The sequence below is a fragment of the Chitinophaga eiseniae genome (assembly GCF_900167135.1).
Taxonomy (GTDB): domain Bacteria; phylum Bacteroidota; class Bacteroidia; order Chitinophagales; family Chitinophagaceae; genus Chitinophaga; species Chitinophaga eiseniae.
On sequence record NZ_FUWZ01000002.1, the window covers coordinates 1,676,570 to 1,698,421 of the forward strand.

Annotated in this window: 18 protein-coding genes; 12 read left to right on the forward strand and 6 right to left on the reverse strand. The window is 49.6% G+C overall.

Annotation, left to right across the window (positions count from 1 at the left end; translation table 11 throughout):
- Positions 1-68: 68 nt before the first annotated feature.
- Both B5D63_RS16555 and B5D63_RS16560 read left to right on the forward strand, forming a co-directional pair.
- Entirely contained in the window at positions 69-1,619 is a 1,551-nt protein-coding gene (locus tag B5D63_RS16555) for an Rne/Rng family ribonuclease (protein ID WP_078669886.1), read from the forward strand.
- 194 nt (positions 1,620-1,813) lie between these two features.
- Positions 1,814-3,535: a L,D-transpeptidase family protein gene (locus B5D63_RS16560; RefSeq protein WP_078669887.1), complete on the forward strand. Its 1,722-nt coding sequence runs from the start codon at positions 1,814-1,816 to the stop codon at positions 3,533-3,535.
- A gap of 48 nt (positions 3,536-3,583) precedes the next feature.
- On the opposite strand, the gene B5D63_RS16565 is transcribed toward B5D63_RS16560, so the two are convergent.
- The gene (locus B5D63_RS16565; RefSeq protein WP_078670343.1) at positions 3,584-3,964 is read right to left on the reverse strand and encodes a RidA family protein; all 381 of its coding nucleotides are present in this window, start codon (positions 3,962-3,964) and stop codon (positions 3,584-3,586) included.
- A gap of 111 nt (positions 3,965-4,075) precedes the next feature.
- Here B5D63_RS16565 and B5D63_RS16570 point away from each other — a divergent pair, with 111 nt between their 5' ends.
- From B5D63_RS16570 to B5D63_RS16595, 6 genes are all read left to right on the forward strand, one after another.
- Positions 4,076-4,738: a 3-hydroxyacyl-CoA dehydrogenase family protein gene (locus tag B5D63_RS16570; protein ID WP_078669888.1), complete on the forward strand. Its 663-nt coding sequence runs from the start codon at positions 4,076-4,078 to the stop codon at positions 4,736-4,738.
- Between the two features lie 2 nt (positions 4,739-4,740).
- Entirely contained in the window at positions 4,741-5,418 is a 678-nt protein-coding gene (gene tsaB / locus B5D63_RS16575; protein ID WP_078669889.1) for a tRNA (adenosine(37)-N6)-threonylcarbamoyltransferase complex dimerization subunit type 1 TsaB, read from the forward strand.
- 214 nt (positions 5,419-5,632) lie between these two features.
- Positions 5,633-5,992, forward strand: coding sequence for an ArsR/SmtB family transcription factor (locus B5D63_RS16580; protein ID WP_073084462.1), 360 nt, complete (start codon positions 5,633-5,635; stop codon positions 5,990-5,992).
- Between the two features lie 158 nt (positions 5,993-6,150).
- A complete protein-coding gene (locus tag B5D63_RS16585; protein ID WP_078669890.1) occupies positions 6,151-7,554 on the forward strand; it encodes an MBL fold metallo-hydrolase in 1,404 nt (467 codons plus the stop codon).
- A gap of 249 nt (positions 7,555-7,803) precedes the next feature.
- A complete protein-coding gene (locus B5D63_RS16590; protein ID WP_235021555.1) occupies positions 7,804-8,289 on the forward strand; it encodes a BON domain-containing protein in 486 nt (161 codons plus the stop codon).
- Positions 8,290-8,309: 20 nt separating this feature from the next.
- Positions 8,310-8,687 carry a LysM peptidoglycan-binding domain-containing protein gene (locus B5D63_RS16595; protein ID WP_078669892.1) on the forward strand — a complete coding sequence of 126 codons (378 nt, stop codon included), beginning with the start codon at positions 8,310-8,312 and terminating at the stop codon, positions 8,685-8,687.
- 57 nt (positions 8,688-8,744) lie between these two features.
- Here the strand turns inward: B5D63_RS16595 and B5D63_RS16600 are convergent, their stop codons facing one another.
- From B5D63_RS16600 to B5D63_RS16620, 5 genes are read right to left on the reverse strand one after another with little or no spacing between them, the layout of a single operon-like run.
- A complete protein-coding gene (locus tag B5D63_RS16600) occupies positions 8,745-9,617 on the reverse strand; it encodes a lysophospholipid acyltransferase family protein (protein WP_078669893.1) in 873 nt (290 codons plus the stop codon).
- 54 nt (positions 9,618-9,671) lie between these two features.
- Complete coding sequence (gene nadB, locus B5D63_RS16605; RefSeq protein WP_078670344.1) at positions 9,672-11,270, reverse strand: L-aspartate oxidase; 1,599 nt, start codon at positions 11,268-11,270, stop codon at positions 9,672-9,674.
- Between the two features lie 47 nt (positions 11,271-11,317).
- A complete protein-coding gene (locus B5D63_RS16610) occupies positions 11,318-11,980 on the reverse strand; it encodes a lysoplasmalogenase (protein WP_078669894.1) in 663 nt (220 codons plus the stop codon).
- A 48-nt stretch (positions 11,981-12,028) separates the two neighbouring features.
- A complete protein-coding gene (locus tag B5D63_RS16615) occupies positions 12,029-13,369 on the reverse strand; it encodes a sensor histidine kinase (RefSeq protein ID WP_078669895.1) in 1,341 nt (446 codons plus the stop codon).
- A gap of 41 nt (positions 13,370-13,410) precedes the next feature.
- Positions 13,411-14,757 (reverse strand): sigma-54-dependent transcriptional regulator, encoded by a 1,347-nt coding sequence (locus B5D63_RS16620; protein ID WP_078669896.1) that lies wholly within the window; start codon positions 14,755-14,757, stop codon positions 13,411-13,413.
- Between the two features lie 213 nt (positions 14,758-14,970).
- Between B5D63_RS16620 and B5D63_RS16625 the strand changes: the two genes are divergently transcribed.
- The 4 genes from B5D63_RS16625 (at position 14,971) to B5D63_RS16640 (ending at position 21,807) form a co-directional block, all read left to right on the forward strand.
- On the forward strand, positions 14,971-16,218 hold the full coding sequence (locus B5D63_RS16625; protein ID WP_078669897.1) for an efflux RND transporter periplasmic adaptor subunit: 1,248 nt from the start codon (positions 14,971-14,973) through the stop codon (positions 16,216-16,218).
- A gap of 65 nt (positions 16,219-16,283) precedes the next feature.
- On the forward strand, positions 16,284-16,973 hold the full coding sequence (locus B5D63_RS16630; RefSeq protein WP_078669898.1) for an ABC transporter ATP-binding protein: 690 nt from the start codon (positions 16,284-16,286) through the stop codon (positions 16,971-16,973).
- 34 nt (positions 16,974-17,007) lie between these two features.
- The gene (locus B5D63_RS16635; protein ID WP_078669899.1) at positions 17,008-19,401 is read left to right on the forward strand and encodes an ABC transporter permease; all 2,394 of its coding nucleotides are present in this window, start codon (positions 17,008-17,010) and stop codon (positions 19,399-19,401) included.
- Positions 19,402-19,416: 15 nt separating this feature from the next.
- The gene (locus B5D63_RS16640) at positions 19,417-21,807 is read left to right on the forward strand and encodes an ABC transporter permease (protein ID WP_078669900.1); all 2,391 of its coding nucleotides are present in this window, start codon (positions 19,417-19,419) and stop codon (positions 21,805-21,807) included.
- Positions 21,808-21,852: the final 45 nt, after the last annotated feature.

Consider the following 21,852-nt stretch of genomic DNA (forward strand, 5'->3'; position numbering starts at 1 on the left):
AAGCTGTTCTTACATAGCTGTGTGCATAGCATAAAAGGTGTAGTTTTAAAGGTTAAAATTTTGGACGCTTGAATAAGGAACTTATTATAAATGCGGCTCCCACAGGGGTGGAAATTGCGTTACTGGAAGATAAAAAGTTAGTGGAACTGCATCACGAAAGTGGCAATCCCAACTTCGCAGTAGGCGATTTGTACCTGGGCAAAGTGAAAAAGCTGATACCCGGCTTGAATGCTGCATTTGTGGACGTAGGCTTCGAAAAGGATGCCTTTTTACATTATACGGATCTCAGCCCCTATATCCGTTCCATTCTTAAATTTACTGCAACTGCCATCAGTGATAAAACCCCTGAAGGATTTGATTTCACTAAGTTTAAAAATGAACCGGAAATAGTTAAGACCGGCAAAATAACCGACGTACTGGGCGGTAAACCCAATATCCTCGTACAGATCCTGAAAGAACCCATTTCTTCCAAAGGCCCCCGCCTGAGTTGCGAAATTTCTCTTCCCGGAAGATTCATCGTGTTAACTCCCTTTAATGATATTGTTGCGGTTTCCAAAAAAATCCACTCTTCCGAAGAAAGAAAAAGACTGCAGAAAATCGTGGAAGCCATCAAACCGCCGAATTTCGGCGTTATTGTAAGGACTGCCGCAGAAGGAAAGAAAACAGCTGAACTGCACGAAGATCTGACCACGCTCGTTCAAACCTGGAAAAATATCCAGTCCAACCTGAACGGCGCACAGGCCCCCCAGAAAATACTGAGCGAACAAACCAAAACCACCAGTATTCTCCGCGACCTGCTCAACGAGAGCTTCAACCGGATCGTGATCAACGATAAAAATATCTATACGGATACCAAAACCTATATCCAGAAGATCGCCCCGGAAAAGCAGGATATCGTTAACTACTATAATAACGGCTCCCCCATCTTCGATAACTTCGGCATCACCCGCCAGGTAAAAGCTTCCTTCGGGAAAACCGTCAACCTCGACAGCGGCGTATACCTCATCATCGAAGCCACGGAAGCCCTGCATGTAATAGACGTCAACAGTGGATATAAAAGCTCCAGCAACAACCAGGAACAAAACGCCCTTGCGTCCAACCTGGAAGCTGCGGCTGAAATTGCCCGCCAGCTGCGGCTGCGTGACCTGGGCGGCATTATCATTATCGACTTTATCGATATGAAACTGCCGGAAAACAAAAAGACCGTTTTCGAAGCCATGGAGAAATTCATGGCGCAGGACAGGGCAAAACATACCATTCTCCCTATCTCCAAATTCGGGCTGATGCAAATCACCCGTCAGCGCGTAAAACCGGAAATCACCATCTCCGTAGCCGAAGATTGCCCCACCTGCCGCGGTACCGGCAAAATAGGCGCCTCCATGCTGATACTGGAAGATATCGAGAAAAACCTGCAATACCTCCTGAACCACCAGCACAAAGGACTGACCATTCGCGTACATCCTATCCTGCACGCCTATCTGACCAAAGGATTCCTGACATCCAAACAGTGGAAATGGTATTTCCAATACAAAAAATGGATCAAACTGAAGGCAGACTCCAACTATCACCTGACTGAATATCGCTTCTTCGACGCTAATGATGAAGAGATCAAATTATAACAGAATTTAGCTATTTGAAAATTTGAAAACTTCCCCTTGTCAAATTTTCAAATGGCTAAATTTCAAATTGTTAAATCCCAAACCCCACTTCAAACTGTATATATTTCATACATTTATGTCATCGAACAGTACCCATCCCATACTGTTTATTGTCATGTTTGTTCTTGTTTCTTAATCACATCCATTACATCTTTATGAAGGTACGTTTTTACACCACCCTCTCTTTATTGACCCTCCTTGTCTTTGCTGCCTGTCAGCAAAACGGAGGCTTTCGAAAAAAGTTGAAAATCAGAGATACTACACATTACACTAAAGAAGCGTATATTGAAGCGTCGCTGGACAGTAACCTGCTCAACAAATTCCTGGCAACGAATACCAACTTTGACCAGTATGATGAATACATCCGGAACTTCTACCAGAAGCGGGGGTATCATTATGCATGGATCAATAAGGATTCACTGACGGAACAGGCGGCCAACTTCATCAACATGATGAAAAACGACGCTTCCTATGGTATTAACGACAGCAGCCTCATCAACTCCGAATTGCAGCAGCTTACTGACACCCTGCTGCTTAGCGAGGCCGGGCTCCGCATCGCCGATACGGCCCGCCCGCGCCTTGAAATGTTGCTCACGGCCCAGTTCTTTGCCTATGGCAATAAAGTATGGGGCGGCCTGACTGCCGATTCGGCCAAAGACCTTGAGTGGTTTATTCCCCGCAAAAAAATTGACATGGAAAGCCTGCTGGACTCCGTAGTCCGCAAGAAATCCAATGCTTTTGAAGAAGATGAACCGGTGAACCGCCAGTACAAACTACTGCGTAATGAACTGAAAAGGCTGGCTAACCTGGAAGCCTCAACGAAATGGGATTCCGTTCGGCTGGCAGCGAAGGCCACCTTCAAAAAAGGAGATTCCTCCGCGGTGATCATCGCTGTAAAAAATAAACTGGCAGCACTGGGCGACCTTGCTGTCAACGACAGCAGCAGCCGTTTTACACCGGAGCTGGACAGCGCTGTCCGCTCTTATCAGGCCCGCATGGGCCTGAAAGTGGACGGTGTCGTCAAACAAACGACGGCAAACGCGCTCAATGTGCCTTTAGAGCAGCGTATCCGCCAGATACTGGTAAACATGGAACGTTCCCGCTGGGTGCCGCTGGAACCCACCACAGACTATATCCTGGTGAACATCCCTGCATTTACCATGTATGTGTATGACAAAGGCAAGCTGGACTGGAGCTGTAACGTAGTAGTCGGTAAGCCCGGCGCCAACACCGTCGTGTTCTCCAAAGACCTGCGTTATATCGTGTTCAGCCCCTACTGGAACGTGCCTCCGGGCATTCTGTCCAAAGAGGTACTGCCCGGCCTTAAACGCAGTGGCAGCGGTTACCTGGCACGTCAGAACATGGAGATCGTAGGCGCCAGCGGAAAAGTGATCCCGCCGGGTTCCATCAACTTCAGCAAATATTCCGGTGGCAATTTCCCCTATGTGGTAAGACAACGCCCCGGTGGCAGAAACTCATTGGGCAAGGTCAAATTCCTGTTCCCCAACGAGTATAACATCTACCTGCACGATACGCCTGCACGTTATCTTTTCGGGGAAAACAAACGTTCTTTCAGCCACGGCTGTATCCGGGTGGCAGAGCCTAAACATCTGGCAGAATGGCTGCTGAGAGCCGATTCCGCGTGGACAGAGAAAAAGATCGACGAGGCTATGAATGCCGGCAAAGAAAAGTATGCGACGGTGAAAGATAAAGTACCGGTGTTCATTGTTTACTTCACCGCTTTCGTGGACAGCAAGGGAAAACTGAACTTCCGGGACGATGTGTACGGCCACGATGCGAGACTGGCTGCTACGTTGTTTGGCAATAACGAGCCGAAGCCGGCAAAGAGCCCGGCAGACAGCGCCGAAAAATATTAAGAAAAAAAAGAGATGTCCGCGGACATCTCTTTTTTTCATGTATCATGTTTAGCTATGCGCTATTACAGATATTTCCACATTCACGCCTTTGGGTAAACCAGCCACCTGCACGGTTTCGCGGGCGGGGTAATTACCGGTGAAATAACTGCCGTACGCTTCATTTACTTTCGGGAAGTCATTCATGTCTGTGAGGAAGATGGTCGTTTTTACGATGTTGTCGAACGTGAGACCGGCTTCTTTCAGTACCGCCTGCAGGTTTTTCATGACCATATGGGCTTCATCTGTGATGCCTGACTTTACCAGTTCGCCGGTGGCAGGGTCCACAGGGATCTGGCCGGACACATAAAGGATATTACCAGCTTTTACAGCCTGGTTGTATGGCCCGATAGGAGCGGGCGCCTGATTGGTATTGATAATTTGCTTTTCCATCTGACGAAAATAAAAAAATAAGCGTTGCGGAGGGCAGCAGTGGCCCGGCATGCGGCTGGTTTAACAGGAAGATAAAGGGATTTTTTTCTTAGGTTTGCCGAAATTTAACGCATGAATATCCTCGTAATAGCAGATGCGCAGCGGTATGATGAATTGCAGCAAAGAGATTTTTCCCGGCATGAGGTACAATGGAAGACCAGTCTGGAAGAGGTGCTGTCTGTGAAAGCGTTTGACCTGGTGATAGATCTTATTTTCGATGATCGGCCCGACCATGCCGCGGTGTATGCCCGTAATCCAGGGGTGCCGGTGCTGGCGGGAATGGTAAAAACATCGTTGTCTGAGCTGATGAACCACTATGCTTTTGAGCAGGGGTTCAACATCATGGGCTGCAATTTTCTACCAGGATTTATCAGTCTGCCGCTGCTCGAAGTGACGTTGATGGATGATGGGCAGCAGGAAGTGCTGGCAGACATCATGTATCGGCTTAACTGGGAATACGCGCTGGTAGCGGATGCTACAGGGATGGTGACACCACGGGTGGTCTGCATGATCATCAACGAGGCTTACCTGACAGCACAGGAGGGAACTGCTTCCCGCGCGGATATTGACATCTCCATGAAGTTAGGCACCAACTATCCGTTCGGGCCTTTCGAGTGGTGTGAGCGTATAGGCGTGAAACATGTGTACGAAGTACTGAAAGCAGTGCACGACGCTACCGGTGATGACCGTTACGAGGTAGCTGCATTATTACAAACAGCATATGAGGCGATATAACAATGGCATTAATACTGAGCATAGATACAGCCACCACTACCGGTTCGGTGAGCCTGGCCCGCGATGGGAAAGCGTTACAGACACTTGTGAACGAGCAGCAGCAGGACCATGCCGCCGCAATGGTGTTGTATGTGCAGCAGGTGCTGCGTGAGCAGGGCGTTACTGCGGCCGATCTCGATGCCGTGGCCGTCAGTGCCGGACCCGGGTCTTATACCGGTTTACGGGTAGGCGTGGCTACAGCCAAAGGACTGTGTTATGCCTGGAATAAGCCGCTGCTGGCCGTTCCCACATTGCAGATGATGGCGCAGGGCGCCATGGCGGGCATACAGGATGAAAACGCGTGGTATTGCCCTATGCTGGACGCACGCCGGCAGGAAGTGTTTACCGCTATTTATGACGCCTCTCTGCAACCGGTGATGGCGCCGCAGGCCCTTATCCTGGAACCGGCGTCGCTGGATGCCTGGCTGGTGCAAAAGAAAGTATATTTTTTCGGCAATGGTAGCCCAAAGTGGGCCGCCATGCTGCCTTCCATCGATAATGCCGTTTTTGTTCCCTATGAAATGAATGCCGCGGATATGGCCCCGTTGGCTGAACAGTTATTCCATCGAAAGTCTTTTGCTGACCTCGCTTATTTCAGCCCTTTTTACCTCAAAGGCTTTTATTTCCCCCAAAAATCCTAACACGTTCGTTTTATTTGTCATGCAACTGTCAAATTACATCTAATTTGCACATATCCTCGGGTTATATATGATAAAATAAGGTATAGAAATTTTTTTTATTGTGACAGATATTATATTTTTGTGTAAATCGATAACCGCATTTGTTGTCTAACTGTTTTGCGATTACTGTCCGTTGATCCCTTTCATTTCATCATTTTTTAAAAACTATTATGCGATGGAAAAAACATTATTAACTACCTCTTCTAATACTCTTATTATTTCTAGAGGTAACAATGAAAAAGACCAGATCAAATTGGATTACATTGCCGTTAAAAAGGCCGCTATGGTTTTGCGTGCTATCAACCATAAGTTGCGCCAGCAGATGATAAAGCTGCTGGAGGACCATAAGAAAATGACTGTGACAGAGATATATGTAAAATTGCGTTTGGAACAATCGGTAGCATCGCAGCATCTGGCCATATTAAGACGGGCTGGTATTGTAATTACAGAAAGAGATGGTAAGTTTATCCACTACACCATCAACAAGCAGCGTATTGCTGAGGTGGCAAAATTTGTGGAAGAACTGGTTGGTTAATGCATATTAGCCATTTTTAAATACGGAATTGAATTATTGTAAAAAGTAGCCGGAAGGCTACTTTTTTATTTTAGTATAGATTTTATCCATACGTGCGGGGGGTGATTTATTTGTAAATTTGTGGATTACAAAAACCAATCAAATCAAAAAGCCAATCCATGTACGTAAAACAATTATACACCAATTGCCTGTCAGAAGCGGCATACTTCATTGAGTCAGGAGGAGTGGCCGTGGTGATAGACCCGCTGAGGGATATCGATGTATACCTGGACCTCGCCAGGGAACGCAATGCCACCATCAAATACATTTTCGAAACCCATTTCCACGCAGACTTCGTGTCGGGGCACCTGGAACTGGCGAAAGCTACCGGTGCACAGATCGTGTTTGGCCCGGACGCTGAAACCGGCTTCGACGCCTACGTGGCAAAAGATAATGAAGAATTCGCCATTGGCGATGTAGCCATTAAGGTCTTACATACGCCGGGGCATACACTGGAATCTACCTGTTACCTGCTGCTGGACGCCAACAAAGCGCCGCACGCCGTTTTTACGGGAGACACCCTGTTTGTGGGCGATGTAGGCCGTCCTGACCTGTTCAGCGGCAATCTCACGAAAGAAGAACTGGCTGGTCTCCTGTTCGAATCACTGAACAGCCGGATCAAAACACTGCCTGATAACGTGATCGTATATCCGGCGCACGGCCCGGGATCTGCCTGTGGTAAAAACCTTGGCCCGAACACCTATAGCACTATCGGAGAAGAAAAAAGCACCAACTATGCACTGCTGGCCACTGATAAGGCGCAGTTCATCCAGGAGGTGACCAGTGGTTTGGCCACACCGCCTTCTTATTTCCCGATCAACGCAAAAATCAACAAGGAAGGTTATGACGCGCTGCAGGCCGTGATGAACAAAGCGTTGCAACCGCTTACGCCCGCTGCTTTGAAAGAAAGACGCAACGCAGGCGCCCTGATCCTGGATACCCGTCCGGCTACGGAATTTGGCGACGGTTTTGTGCCTGAATCCATCAGCATCGGCCTGGAAGGCCGTTTCGCAGAATGGGCCGGCAGCCTGTTGCCTTTCGATCAGGAAATTATCCTGGTCACCACACCGGGCAAAGAAGAAGAAACAGTGGTAAGAATGGCCCGCGTAGGTTTTGAAAACGTAGCGGGTTACCTCGAAGGTGGTTTCCCTGCCTGGGAAGCAGCCGGTGAGGAAAGAGATATGATCATCACCGTAGAAGCAGATGAGCTGGCTATGGACGTACCACATGATGAAAATCTTGTGATTGTGGACGTACGCAAACCGGTAGAATACGCTAACGGACATATTAAAGACGCCATCAGCCTGCCGCTGGGAGATATGATGGACGCCGCCAATCTCGCCAACCTGGAAGAGCATCTGAACCTGTATGTTCACTGCCAGGGCGGCTACCGCAGCATCATCGCCTGCTCTATCCTGAAAAAAGAGGGTATCCACAACCTGCGTAATGTAGAGGGTGGTTTCGCCAAAATGAAAGATGAGAAAGGACTGGAAGTGGTACAGGAAAAGAACGTGCTGAACTAAGCGCCTTTTTTAAATGATATATCAGCAGGCCGCAAGGGATTCCTTTGCGGCCTGCTGTTTTTATATAGATAAATAAGCGAATGTATATTGCTGCTGTCCCGTTTCCCCCAAATCCTTTATTACAGCCGTTCTTTTTCAGGTTGACTTTTTTGTTTGTGTGATTTTTTAGTTGATTAACAATTAGTTAAACGAGAAAAAATTTTCTGTTAGCACGTTATTTGTTATCTTCTGGAACTAAAACTTCTCACCATGAATAGAAAATCCTTAGCGCTCGCCCTTATGATGATGATGGGCGTTTTCCTCTTCGCCTGTAAGCCATCGGACAGCAAAATCCAACAGGCCGTTAACGAAAAACTAAGCACTATTCCAGGTATCTCCGCAGAGGTGAAAGGCGGGGGGGTAACCCTGAGCGGCGAAGTGACCGACGACGCTGCCAAAGCAGCAGCGGAAGAAGCCCTGAAAAGCGTTTCCGGTGTAAAATCTGTCACCAACAATATCACTGTGAAAGCGCCGGAACCAACCCCAGCTCCGGTAACGATCAACCCCGACGATGTGCTGAAGAAAACCCTTGATTCTGCATATGCTGCAGCGGGATTTTCTACAGTAACCGTAACAGTGGCCAACGGTGAAGTAACCCTGAACGGCGAAGCTAAAAAAAGCGATCTGCGTAAAATCATTCAGACAGCGCAGGAATCCAAACCCAGGAAAGTTAACAACAACCTTAAATTGAAATAACCCTTTAAAAAATTACTGTCATGAGTTTACAGGATAAATACCAGGAACTGATCAGCCAGGCTAACAGCGCCGGCGTTACCAATTTACAGGTAAGGGAACAGGACGGTGTACTGTATATCGATGGTGGCGCTACTGCAGCGGTGAAAGACCAACTGTGGGACACCTACGAAAAACTGGACCCCGAAATGCGTTCTGCTGATGTGGTCATGAATATCACTGTTGCCGATGGCAGCGGGGGTGGAGTGCAGACCTACGAAGTAAAATCCGGTGACAATCTGAGCAAGATAGCCAGGAACTATCCCGGTGTTTCGTGGAAGGATATCTTTGAAGCCAATAAGGACCAGATCAAAGACCCGAATAAAATTTTTCCCGGACAAAAACTCAAAATACCCGGATGATCTTTCCGGTGAAGGTATAAAAGCAAAGACCCGGGCGGCTGCCCGGGTCTTTGCTTTTTATTTCGTTTCCGGTGTGCCGGGATAGGCATGTTTCCATCTTCTGTGGCTCCACACCCATACCTCCGGTTGCTCATGAATATTTTTCTCCAGGAACCGTACAAACGCTTCCGTTATTTTCCCTACCGGCGCCTGTTGCGGTTCTTCAAACATCAGTTTCAGGGTGGCGTGGTAATAACCGCGTTTGGTTTTACGGATATCTACAAACACTACCGGGATATCGTTTCTGCGGGCCGCCATTTCAGGGCCTTTATAGAAGGGCGTCATTTTATTAAGAAACGGATACCACAGGCAGCTCCTGGGGTTGCCGGGATTCTGATCGGCCACCAGTGCAATCAGGTATTGTTTCTCGAGCCAGGGCTTCATACTGTTGGCCATGTCATTGGCGGGGATGAGTATAGACCCGAATTTTTCCCGGAAGTGGCGGAACATACGGTCGGCCGGTTTGCTGCTGAGCGGCATATATACTACGAGGAACGGGAAAGCTACGCCCTGCATGCAGAAGAGGTTAGCCCATTCCCAGTTAAAATTGTGCCCCAGGTGCAACTGGCAGCTCTTGCCTTTGGCATATAGCTCGTGCAGGACCGTCAGGTCACAGATAAAGCGCTTCTGCAGCTGCTTTTTGCTCATGGTGAGCAGCTTGATGGTTTCCACCATCATATCGGTGAGGTTGCGGTAATATTTTTTAGCCAGCCGGTTAATTTCTTCCGGCGATTTATCCGGGAAAGCCTGTTTCATATTGGCCAGCACCACTTGCTTCCGGTAACCGAATACGTAATACACCAGTGCATACAGGATGTCACTGATGAAGTAAAGTACCGGGAAAGGCAATAAGGAAATGCCGTAACAAAAAACAAGTAATAAATAGTACATATGCCTGTCTAAACTTGAATGCCCCGCAAAGGTAGTGAAAACCAGCCGGTTGGCTTACAAGACAATATTTTGCACCAGTTCGCATTTGTACGGGTAGTCCGTATTGAAATGCAGGCCTCTGCTTTCTTTGCGGAAGGCGGCGCCTTTTACGATCAGGTATGCGGCGGTGATCAGGTTACGCAGTTCACATAATTGCGGGGATACTTCTGTTTTTTCATACAGGGCTTCCGTTTCTTCGTGCAGCATATCGAGGCGGCGCATGGCGCGGGCCAGGCGTTCGTTGGTCCGTACGATACCAACATAGTCGCTCATGATCTGTTTCAGTTCCTTGAGGCTCTGGGTAATAAGGATCATTTCCCGTGGGGCGGTGGTGCCGCGGGCGTCCCAGTCGGGCACGTTTTCCCGGAACTCCAGCATATCTATTTTGCTGGTGGCGTCCATGAAGCAGCGGTGGGCAAATACCATGGCTTCCAGCAAAGAGTTGGAGGCGAGGCGGTTGGCGCCATGCAGGCCGGTGCTGGCGCATTCGCCGCAGGCATAGAGATTACGGATGGAAGTCTGGCCCCATTCGTTGGTTTTAATGCCCCCACAGCTGTAGTGTGCAGCCGGCGCTACCGGTATCATCTGTGTCTGCACATCGATGCCGGCAGCTTTACAGGTTTCGTAAATATTGGGGAAGTGATGAATGAACTTTTCAATATCCATATGGCGGCAGTCGAGATACACATACTCGGTACCGGTGATCTTCATCTCACTGTCGATGGCGCGGGCCACGATATCGCGCGGCGCCAGTGACAGGCGGGGATCGTACTTATGCATGAAATCTTCGCCGTGGATATTGCGGAGGATGCCGCCGTCGCCACGTACTGCTTCCGTGATCAGGAAAGAAGGGTTGACCCCGGGTTGGTAAAAGGCGGTCGGGTGAAACTGGATAAACTCCATGTTTTCGATGCGGCCTTTAGCGCGGTATACCATGGCTACACCATCGCCGGTAGCGATAGTAGGATTGGTGGTGCTGCGATACACCTGTCCATTGCCGCCGGTGGCCAGCAGCGTTATTTTCGCCAGGATAGTTTCTATTTTCCTGTTGTTGAGGTTGAGCACATACACCCCGAAACATTCGACGTCGGGCGTGGATTTGGTGACCAGGTAGCCCAGGTGGTGCTGGGTGATCAGGTCTACCACGAAGCAGTGGGTAACGAGTTGTATATTGGGCCGGCGGTGGATAGCCTCGAGCAGCGCCCGTTCGATCTCCTTACCGGTAACGTCTTTATGGTGGATGACCCTGAAAACGGAATGCCCGCCTTCCCGGCCGAGAGAAAAATCGCCGTCGGGATTTTTATCGAAGTTGGCGCCCCATTCAATGATTTCATTGACTCTTTCAGGTCCTTCGGTGACCACGATCTCCACAATACGTTCGTTACAAAGGCCGTCACCCGCGATAAGGGTGTCTTCTATATGTTTTTCAAAGCTGTCGTTTTCCAGATCGTTGACCACTGCCACACCGCCCTGCGCGTATTTGGTATTGGTTTCATCCTCACGGCTTTTAGTGATAACGGTAATTGTTTTATCAGGGTATTGCTGAGATACTTTGAGAGCATAGGTCAAGCCTGCAATCCCCGAACCGATGACAAGAAAATCTGTTTGCTGCATAGGGTACGAAATTACCGCTTTTTTAATACCAATACCGGTGATTTTTGTCATTGGCGGTAATACTGTACAGCACCATAAACCAGCCCTGCCTGTGCCAGTCCGTAAGTAAGCATGACCAGCTGCCCGCCTGCCGGCAGGGGATGGTAAAACCGGCCCAGCGCAATGAGGGAGTCAGACAGCACAAAAAGCACAGCACCTCCCAGGCAATACCAGGCCATACGCTGGTAACGGTAATGAAAGGCGTGGATCACGCTTTGCAGCATAATGGAGATCACCAGCGAATAGATGATCACCGGGATGACCATCCTGCCAAGGTAAGGCATCAGAAAGAGAACGTAACCGATGACGGCAGCGGCGTTGAGAAACACCCAATGGTATTTGCAGGGCGGTACGGGCGGATTGGAGTACCGGATCGTCAGGAAAAAGAAAATGTAAAAAACATGCCCGGCGAGGAAACACCCCAGTCCCGGTAAAAAAAGGTGGTCAAACATCAGCAGCACATCTCCCGATAAACAAAACAACATCGCGCCATACATCCATGCCTTCTGTCTGGCCGGCGTTGTTCCCCCGGCTGTCAGGAAATAAACAGCCAGCAATGGTACGAGCAGAGGTTTGGTAGCAAAGCGGAGGCCGTCCATGTTCAGGCTGATCAATACCAGATCAGCAAGGAGGGTCACGAAATACAGCGCTAACCATCTGGATGCGTTCATGAGTTGTGCAGGTTGTTATAACAAGATAACAAACTTTTAGCACAAACATCAGGTATTCAGCAGAATAAGGAACGTAGTACCGTTGCCGTTATTACCGGGACTTAGAACCTTTAGCTGGCCGCCATGCATCTGGATGATCTGTTGGGAAAGACTGAGGCCGATACCGGAACCGGTTTTTTTGGTGGTGAAGAAAGGGATAAAAATTTTGTTCATGGCGTCGGTATCGATACCGGGACCGTTGTCGGTGATTTCAATGCATACCTGTTGTATGTTGTTGAGGTATACCTTCACATGGATACTGGGGTTGTCGGTTTGTTCCAGGGCGTCCATAGCGTTTTTTACCAGGTTGATCAGCACCATCTGCAGCTGCGACACGTCGGCATGTATCTCCACATTTTCAGCGTCCACTTCCAGCTGGAACTGGATACCGGCCTGTTTCATGTCTGTCTGGAAAAGGCTGCTGACGGTAGTTGTCAGTGATTTGATATTAACGCGGGTAAACTGCGGTTGCGGCAATGTGGTATAGTCGCGGTAGGCGTTGACGAAGTTCATGATGCCTTTACTGCGGCTTTCTACTGTCAGCAGGGCTTCCCGGAGATCTTCGATGCCTTCCCTGTTGCCGGCGGAGGGGGCTATGTCGAGGTCCACGATTTCCTGCATGGTGCCAATAAGTGACACGATGGGGGTAACGGAATTCATGATTTCATGCCGTAATATTTTCGTCAGGTTCTGCCATGCTTCCAGCTCTTTTTTCTGCAGTTCGGAGTGGATATTCTGGATGGAGATGAGCTTGATAAGCCGGCCCTGCAGCCGCACGGTGGCGGCGTGGATAGACAGTTGCTGTTCCTGCCGCGTGGCGTACAGGGTTTTGTTGCCGGAAGACAGGTCCGTCAATAATTCCGAGAGGCCGGGATGCACGGTTTTCAGTTCTGCAATATTGCGGAGGCGGTAGATGCCCAGCAGGCGGAAAGCGGCGGGGTTGATCAGTTCTATCCGTCCTTCGGCGTCGAAGGAGAACACGCCGATACTGATATGCTGGATGATGGTATCGATGTATTTGAGATTGGCTTCTTTCTCGGCGCGGGTTTGCCGGAAGGCTTCCAGTACCTCGTTGAACTGGTGGTTGAGCATCCGGAAGCTCTTGCCCAGCTGGTTGTCTGCGCTGAAGCGGATAGAGAAATCCTCGTACCGGATGGACTCGAGAAAGAGGGTAAGTTTACGGTTGATCCGGTTGAGGTAGTAGTAGATACCGTATATCTGCACGGCTACCAATGGGACCGTAAGGACTGCCAGCGGTGTCATGTCCCGCATGTACAGCCATACTACGGCGGCCAGTGTAATGGTGAGCAGCAGTATGCGAAGGATGATATTGAGGCTGAAACGGTTCATGATAAAGAGGTTTGCCGGAGGAGGCTCCGGCAAACAGGCAGTTAAATATTGTATTTTTCGAGCCTGCGGTAGAGCGCTGCTCTGCTGAGGCCCAGTTCTTTGGCCGCTTCGGTGATATTCCCGTTACATTTTTTCATGGCCTGGGTGATAATGTTACGTTCCATTTCTTCCAGGTTATAACCGGTATCCATTTGCTGGTCCTGCGCGGTATTGTTTTTCACGAAAACGTCTTTGGCCTGCAATGATTTGCCCTGAGAGAGGATCACGGCCCTCTCCATAGCGTGCTGCAGTTCGCGGATATTACCGGGCCATTCATATTTCTCCAGTTGCGGGATGAGCGATTCATGCAGGCTGTTGACCGGGCGCTTATATTTCTCCCTGTACAGTTGCAGGAAATGTTCTGCCAATGGTATGATATCTTCCCGGCGTTCGCGCAGGGGAGGCAGTTGTATTTCGATGGTGTTGATACGGTAGAGAAGGTCCTGGCGGAACAGTTGCTGGGCAGCCTGTTGCTGAATATTACGGTTGGTGGCGCAGATCAGTCTAACGTCGATGGGTATACTCTTGTTGGACCCTACTTTGGTGACGGACCTGTTTTGCAGTACTGTCAGGAGTTTAGCCTGAAAGGGGATGGAGATGTTACCGATTTCATCGAGGAAGATGGTGCCGCCGGCGGCTTCTTCGAAGCGTCCGGCCCTGTCTTCCCGGGCGTCGGTGAAGGCGCCTTTTACGTGACCGAAAAGTTCGCTTTCAAAGAGTGTTTCGCTGATGGCGCCGAGGTCTACGCTGACGATAGGTTTTCCGCTGCGGTGCGATTGCTGGTGGATATGCCTGGCCAGCATGTCTTTACCGGTACCGTTTTCGCCGAGGATAAGGACATTGGCATCGGTGGCGGCTACACGGGAAACGGTGTCGAATACGGCCTGCATAGCCGGGCTGTTGCCCACGATCAGGTTGCCGGTGTTATGTACTGCGGGCGGTTTATCCAGTTTGGACGCCCGTTTGTTGTAGGCCGACTGGATGGTGGCCAGTAGTTTTTCATTTTCCCAGGGTTTGAGCACAAAATCCACTGCGCCGGATTTAATGGCTCTTACCGCCATTTCCACATCGCCGTAGGCGGTAAATAATACCACTGCTGTATCGGGTTTGATGTCGAGGATACGGTCCAGCCATTCGAATCCTTCCTTGCCGCTGCTGAGGTCACGCGTGAAGTTCATATCCAGCAGGATAACGTCGTAGTCGAAGTTGGTTACCAGATATGGAATCTTTTGCGGATTTTTTTCAAAATCCACCTGTTCAAAGTGCCGTTTCAGCAGCAGGCGGGCTGCGCGCAATACATCAACATCGTCGTCAACGATCAGAATTTTTCCGGGTTGCATGGTGGTCATGGGTAAAAGGTGAATGCAACAATATTACAGAAAGATTTTTTTACAAAAGCGCTTTATTTCAGGCTTTCCGAAAAGTGTCCGTTTATGAACACCGGTTGTCCGGCATAGGACGTTTTTTAACCGTTTGGCCCCTCTAAATGCTTGATGGTACGCTGTTTTGTGCTTTGGCATATGGATTGAAATTCCTTGGGCACAAACTTTTTGATAAATATCATGGACAGAAAAATAGAAAAGAAGTTCTGGAACAAAAAGCGCATCCTGATGGTCGGTGGTGGCGGACTGGTAGCATTGCTGTTACTGTATACGCTGATTTTTGCGGATCACCGGGCCACGCTGAATGTGGAGAAAGACAAGATCACGATCTCTACTGTTAAAAAAGGAACATTCGATGTATATATCGCTGTCACCGCCGTGGTGATGCCATTGAAGACCATCCGTCTCGACGCCATTGAAGGCGGTTATGTGAGCCGCAAGTATCTCGAAGGCGGTAGTATGATAAAAGAAGGTGATTCCATCCTGAAGCTGGACAACCAGCGAATGATGATGGAGTTTGTGAACCACGAAACAGAGATCTACCGTTTGCGAAATGAGTTACAGAACACCCGGTTGAATATCCGTCAGCAGGACTTCGTGATGCAGCAGACCATCTCCGACCTGGACACCAAGATCGACGCCGCACAAGACCTTTATGATCGCAATAAGCAGCTGGTAGACGAGAAGATCGTTGCCCGCCAGGAGTTCAATAAAAACAAGATTGAACTGGAGGGACTGAAACGGCAGCGGGACATCCAGATGCAGTCGCAGGCCTATCAGCGTGACAACGCCCGTCAGCAGATTACGCAGCTGGAAGGGACCTTGTCCCGCACCCAGCGTAACCTGGAGCTGATGAAGCAGAACCTCAACAGCCTGATCGTACGGGCCCCGGTGTCCGGCCAGCTGTCATCCATTGATGTGGAAGTGGGCTCCAGCATTACCGCTGGTCAGAATATCGGCCAGATTGACGACCTGAACGGGTTTAAGCTGCGTGCAGACATCGATGAGCACTATGTATCCCAGGTTTTTGCCGGTCTGAAAGCTACTTTTGAATTTGATGGAAAATCCTATGATATGGTGGTGACCAAGGTATACCCGGAGGTGAAAAGTGGTCGTTTTCAAGCAGATATGAATTTTGAAAAAGAAGCACCTGAAGGCATCCGCCGTGGACAGTCCACCCCCATCCGGCTGGTGTTGGGCAAATCACAGGAAGCGCTGCTGTTGCCCCTTGGCGGCTTTTTCTCCGACACAGGCGGCAACTGGGTGTACGTAGTAGACAAGAGCGGGAACAAAGCCGTTAAACGGAATATCTCGCTTGGAAGGAAAAATCCTTTGTATTTTGAAGTATTGGAAGGACTGCAACCGGGTGACCAGGTGATCACTTCTTCCTACGAAAACTTCGGTAACAAGGATGTGCTGGCATTTTAAAACATCATCCATTTTTATATAACGAGCATTGTAAAACCATTATTCATTAAAGACAATCAAGAGATATGATTCGCACCGTTAACTTACAAAAGCTGTTCACTACAGAAGAAGTGGAAACAACTGCGCTCAACGGCATTAACATGGAAGTGCAGGATGGAGAGTTTGTAGCGATTATGGGACCGTCCGGTTGCGGTAAGTCCACCTTGCTGAATATACTTGGGTTACTGGACAATCCCAGTGACGGCGAGTATCATTTCTGGGGCAAAGAGGTAGCAAGAATGAGCGAGCGTCAGCGGGCGCAGCTGCGTAAAGGATCCATCGGGTTTGTATTTCAGAGCTTCAACCTGATTGATGAACTGACGGTATATGAAAATGTGGAGCTGCCGTTGTTATACCTGAAAGTAGCGCCGGCAGAAAGGAAACAGAAAGTAGAGGAGGTGCTGGAGCGCATGAACATTATGCACCGCCGCAACCACTTCCCGCAGCAGCTGTCCGGTGGCCAGCAGCAGCGTGTGGCCATTGCCCGCGCCGTAGTGGCCAAACCTAACCTGATCCTTGCGGATGAACCTACCGGTAACCTCGATTCCTCCAACGGTGAGGAAGTGATGAAGCTGTTGCAGGAGCTGAACAATGCCGGTACCACGCTCATCATGGTGACGCACTCCCCCTATGATGCAGGGTTTGCCCACCGTATTGTCAACTTATTCGACGGACGGGTGGTAACTGAGAATATTAAGGAACAGTTTCACGTGTGATTTTCTCTTTCCGCCATTCTAAAATCATCACATCATGTTCCGGAACTATTGCAGCATCGCTTTTCGCCATTTGCAGCGGCATAAATTTCTCACTGCCATCAACGTTTTTGGTTTGGCAGTGGGAATGGCCTGCTGTATACTGATCGTACTGTATGTACGGGACGAACTGAGTTTTGACCGGTTCCACCATAAGGCAGACAGTATTTACCGGCTTACGAAAGTAGAAAGTAATAATGCCAATGGTACCATGAATCATGATGCGAGCACACAGATAGCTGTAGGCCCCGCACTTAAAAAGGAGATCTCCGGTATTAAAGATGTAGTAAGAATATTTACGCCAGGCACTACACTGTATACCTACGGTGATAAAAAGATACTGGAAGCACATTCTGGTTATGCAGACGCTTCTTTTTTTCAGATGTTTGATTTTCCGCTGCTGGAGGGAGATCCCGCAACTGTACTCAAGGCGCCTTATACTGTGGTACTCTCCGCCAGCGCTGCCAGGAGATATTTCGGCACAGCATCGCCGGTAGGGAAATTGCTGAAAGTAGGCAATAAATATAACTGTACGGTTACCGGCGTAGCTGCTGACATGCCGGCTAATACGGACCTCCGGATGGACGTTATTCAGTCATTCGCTACGCTGACCAGTGAAAATAACCGTTGGGAAGACATGTGGTACATGTTTACCAATAACGTCACCTATGTGGAGCTGGCCAAAGATGTTACCCCTACTGCACTAATGCCCCTGTTGAAAGACTTTGTTGAGCTGCATATCGGGGAAATTACCAGGAAGTACGGAATTAAATTTTTCCTGGAACTGCAACCATTGCAGCATGTGCACTTACATCCCGACAGTGACAGCGGTGGGCCGGATAATACGCCCATGATCTGGTTATATGTTGCCATTGCTGCCTTTATTGTCTTGATTGCCTGTATCAATTTCATGAACCTGACCACGGCGCGGGCGAATGAAAGGGCCAAAGAAGTAGGGCTTCGCAAGGCGTTAGGCGCCGAAAGGAAGAGCCTTGTTCTGCAGTTTCTGACAGAGTCGTTAGTGATCAGCGTGTTGTCGCTCATAGGCGCTTTGCTGCTGGTGTTGCTTTTTATGCCGTTATTTAACAATATTACCGGAAAGGAACTGGTGTTGTTTGCCTCAGCAGATGTATCGGTTTATGGAGGCTTATTGCTGCTGGTGGCCATTGTTGGCTTACTGGCAGGCAGTTATCCAGCGTTGTACCTCTCGGGGTTGATACCTGTTAAAGTGTTGAAAGGCAGTTTTATCACTCCCGGCAGGAAAACATTTATCCGACGCGCCCTTGTGGTATCGCAGTTTGCCATTGCAGTTGTGTTGATTGTTGCTTCCGTAGTGGTGTACAGTCAGTTACGTTTCTGGCAGGAGAAGAACCTCGGGTTTGATAAGGACCATCTGGTGAACGTTTACCTCGATGGGATAGACGCTAAAGCGGAATTGCTTCGTACGGAGTTAAAAGCGTTACCGGGTGTGCAGCAGGCTTCTGTAAGCAATTTTCTGATCGGCGTTGGTATTATGAATGGTACTGCCATTGCCAGGGAAGGGGCTGATAGCAAAGAATCTTTTATTGCCGACGTGATCAGCGGGGACGATGCTTTGTTAAAGACAACAGCCATTAAGCTGGTCACCGGTAGAGATTTTGATCCAGCCATGTCAACAGATTCGACTGCCGCATTTATTGTGAACAGGGCAGCAGCTAAACGATTGGGGTTTACAGATCCGCTCGGCAAACGGATTGAATGGAGACCTGGTAACCTGATCAAACACGGAACTATCATAGGGGTGGTAGAGGATTTTAACTATCGTTCCCTGCATTACCAGATAGGCCCGGTGGTTTATCAGATAAGGCCGCAGGATGCCGAAGTGCTGACGATAAGGCTGGCGCCCGGCGACAACCAAAAGCAACTGGCCGGTGTCGAGCGGGTATGGAACAAATTGGCTCCTGACATTCCTTTCAACTTTTCTTTCGTGGACCAGGCCCTGCAACAACAATACGCCGGTGAGCGTACCATGGGAAAGATTTTCGGCCTATTTGCCAGCCTCGCCGTGTTTATTGCCTGTATAGGTTTACTGGGACTATCTATGCTGATAGCCAGGCAGCGAACAAAGGAAATCGGCATCCGCAAAGTGCTCGGCGCTTCTGTGGCGCATGTATCTGCTTTGTTGTCGCGCGATTTCCTGAAGCAGGTGCTGGCAGGCATTGCCATTGGGTTACCAATCGCCTGGTATGGAATGGAACAGTGGCTGAGCCACTTCGCTTTCAGGGTGCCCCTGCACTGGTGGCTGTTTGTGCTTACAGCAGTTGTTGTCATCCTGATAGCGCTGTTTACCGTAAGCATTCAATCGGTGAAGGCAGCGCTCATGAATCCCATAAAATCACTGAGAACTGAATAAAATTTATTTACGTATATGCTACTCCGTTACATACAAATTGCTTTCAGAAACCTGCGTCGGCAAAGGCTCTTCGCTTTTATTAATATTGCCGGGCTGGCACTGAGCATGACCGTATGTCTGATGGTATTGAAATCGACCAAAAAAAATTTCAGTTACGATAAATTCCATCCTGCTGCTTCCCGTACCTGGCGGATCACCTCCCAGGCGACTACGCAGGAAGGAAAACATTACCATATGGCCAGCGCGCCGTTGCCGCTGGCCAACGTATTGCGGCAGGACTATGCCATCGCGGAAGAAGCGGTAAGCCTGTACGGTGTTTTATCCGGCAACGTAACAGCCGGTAAAAAGAAACTGCCGGTCAGCGGCGCTTTTACCGAACCTGCTTTTTTCCGGGTATTTGGCTTCCGCCTACAGAGCGGTAATCCGGCCACGGCCTTATCCGCGCCCAACAGCATTGTATTAAGCGAAGCCACCGCCAGCCGTATTTTCGGGACTACGTCCGCCATGGGTAAGGTGGTGCACTTTGAGAAGCTGGGCGATTACATCGTTACTGGTATCCTGGCACCTCCTCCGGGATTGAGCCATATCGACTATGAGGCTTACGCTTCGCTCTCCTCCGTGCAGGCGCTGGAGCAACAGGGCCTGTTGCCGGAACGGTTGCTGAACTGGAACAATGTACAGGACGGATATGTGTATGTGAAGCTTAAACCGGATGTCAGCGAAGCGTCGCTGGCTACCGCCCTGTCTTTTATCTCCCGGAGATATTATCAGCCGGCTTCCAAAGGGATCGGCAGTATTACGCTGGAGCAGCAATCCCTCCGCAGTATTTCTCCTTCCCGGGAAATGTATAATGACATCGGCAGTGCGCCGCCATGGGGCAAAGTACTCGGTGAGATAGCCGTTGGTCTTGGTTTGCTGGTATGTGCCTGCTTTAACTATATTAACTTATCCATTGTTCGTTCATTGCAGCGGGCGCGCGAAGTAGGTGTCCGTAAAGTGAACGGCGCCTACCGCTGGCAAGTGTTTATGCAGTTCATCGTGGAATCGGTGATCATGTGCGTGCTGGCGCTGTTACTAGCCCTGGCCCTGCTGCTACTGGCGGAACACTATACTTCTATCGGCATCGGTTTCCTTTCCGGCGAGCCGGTGGACTTTATGCTGATAGGCTGGTTTCTGCTTTTCAGTGTACTGACCGGCGTGCTGGCGGGTGTTATCCCGGCCTGGGCGCTGTCGTCTTTCCAGCCGGCCAAAGTACTGCGCAACATGGTAGATATCAAACTGTTTGGAGGGCTGGGGTTGCGCAAAACCCTGATCGTGATCCAGTTTTCGTTGTCGCTCACCGCGATCATCTTTTTTGTGACCGTATACCGGCAGTTTGCCTACAAAGCCGCTTTTAACATGGGATTTGCCCGTGAGAACATATTGAATGTACCGTTGGCGGATGCTGATTTCCAGCTGATGAAAGACAGGATGATGCAGGTGAAAGGCGTGGAGATGATCACCGCCAGTTCAGGCACGCTGGGCGTTCCCCGCCACAGCGGTTTTATGCAGATAAAAACAGCGGTGAACGGAAGTCATATGCAGGCAGGCTATTATGCCGGCGATGCCGACTTCCTGAAAGTGATGCAGCTGAAGCTCCTGGCAGGGTCCGGCTTTCCGGCCACCATGTCCCGGGACCATGAGCAGTATGTTATCGTCAATGAGCAAATGGTGAAAGCGATGAACCTGACATCCCCGTCAGACGCCATCGGGAAAGCGATATGGCTTTCTGATTCTGCCATGGTCAGCATCATCGGGGTCATAAAAGACTTTAATTATCAGCCTATAGAAGCCCCTGTGTTTCCGATGGCCATCCGGTTTGTGCCCGGCCAGTTCACCCAGTTACAGGTATTGGTGGACACACACGATAAAGAAGCGCTCACAGCCGGCATTAAAAAAGCCTGGCTGGAGATGCATCCCGGAGAAACATTTTCCGCGGAATGGATGAGTGACCTGATGCATGAGAAAACCAGCGGTAAAGAGCCGGTGTCCGGACTGGCGGTACTGGTCTTCATGATCACCGTGATAGCCGCACTGGGCTTGTTGGGCGTGGTGTCTTACACAACGTTTACCCGCCGGAAGGAAATTGGAGTGCGTAAAGTAATGGGGGCCGGCGTATCCGGATTGGTACTGCTGCTTTCCCGTAATTATCTCCGCCTTATCCTGTTGGCGGGATTGATTGCGCTGCCACTCGGCTACCTGGGCAGCCTGCTGTTTCTGCAAATATTTGCCAACCGGATCAGCATAGGTTTTTTTACACTGGCCGGCAGTTTTGTTGCGCTGCTGGGGATCGCGCTACTGGCGATCATCTCCCAAACATGGCGCGCAGCGCAGTCTAACCCGGTGGATGTATTGAGAAATGATTAAAATATTATAAAGAGAATAACAAGTGAACAGCAAATCGGAGTGTGT

Coding starts and splice junctions, on each gene's coding strand:
- B5D63_RS16585 (WP_078669890.1), top strand. CDS start 6,151: ATGTACGTAAAACAATTATACACCAATTGCCTGTCAGAAGCGGCATAC.
- B5D63_RS16615 (WP_078669895.1), bottom strand. CDS start 13,369: ATGAACCGTTTCAGCCTCAATATCATCCTTCGCATACTGCTGCTCACC.
- B5D63_RS16640 (WP_078669900.1), top strand. CDS start 19,417: ATGCTACTCCGTTACATACAAATTGCTTTCAGAAACCTGCGTCGGCAA.
- B5D63_RS16635 (WP_078669899.1), top strand. CDS start 17,008: ATGTTCCGGAACTATTGCAGCATCGCTTTTCGCCATTTGCAGCGGCAT.
- B5D63_RS16620 (WP_078669896.1), bottom strand. CDS start 14,757: ATGACCACCATGCAACCCGGAAAAATTCTGATCGTTGACGACGATGTT.
- nadB (WP_078670344.1), bottom strand. CDS start 11,270: ATGCAGCAAACAGATTTTCTTGTCATCGGTTCGGGGATTGCAGGCTTG.
- B5D63_RS16570 (WP_078669888.1), top strand. CDS start 4,076: ATGAATATCCTCGTAATAGCAGATGCGCAGCGGTATGATGAATTGCAG.
- B5D63_RS16580 (WP_073084462.1), top strand. CDS start 5,633: ATGGAAAAAACATTATTAACTACCTCTTCTAATACTCTTATTATTTCT.
- B5D63_RS16560 (WP_078669887.1), top strand. CDS start 1,814: ATGAAGGTACGTTTTTACACCACCCTCTCTTTATTGACCCTCCTTGTC.
- B5D63_RS16595 (WP_078669892.1), top strand. CDS start 8,310: ATGAGTTTACAGGATAAATACCAGGAACTGATCAGCCAGGCTAACAGC.
- B5D63_RS16590 (WP_235021555.1), top strand. CDS start 7,804: ATGAATAGAAAATCCTTAGCGCTCGCCCTTATGATGATGATGGGCGTT.
- tsaB (WP_078669889.1), top strand. CDS start 4,741: ATGGCATTAATACTGAGCATAGATACAGCCACCACTACCGGTTCGGTG.
- B5D63_RS16610 (WP_078669894.1), bottom strand. CDS start 11,980: ATGAACGCATCCAGATGGTTAGCGCTGTATTTCGTGACCCTCCTTGCT.
- B5D63_RS16565 (WP_078670343.1), bottom strand. CDS start 3,964: ATGGAAAAGCAAATTATCAATACCAATCAGGCGCCCGCTCCTATCGGG.
- B5D63_RS16630 (WP_078669898.1), top strand. CDS start 16,284: ATGATTCGCACCGTTAACTTACAAAAGCTGTTCACTACAGAAGAAGTG.
- B5D63_RS16600 (WP_078669893.1), bottom strand. CDS start 9,617: ATGTACTATTTATTACTTGTTTTTTGTTACGGCATTTCCTTATTGCCT.
- B5D63_RS16625 (WP_078669897.1), top strand. CDS start 14,971: ATGGACAGAAAAATAGAAAAGAAGTTCTGGAACAAAAAGCGCATCCTG.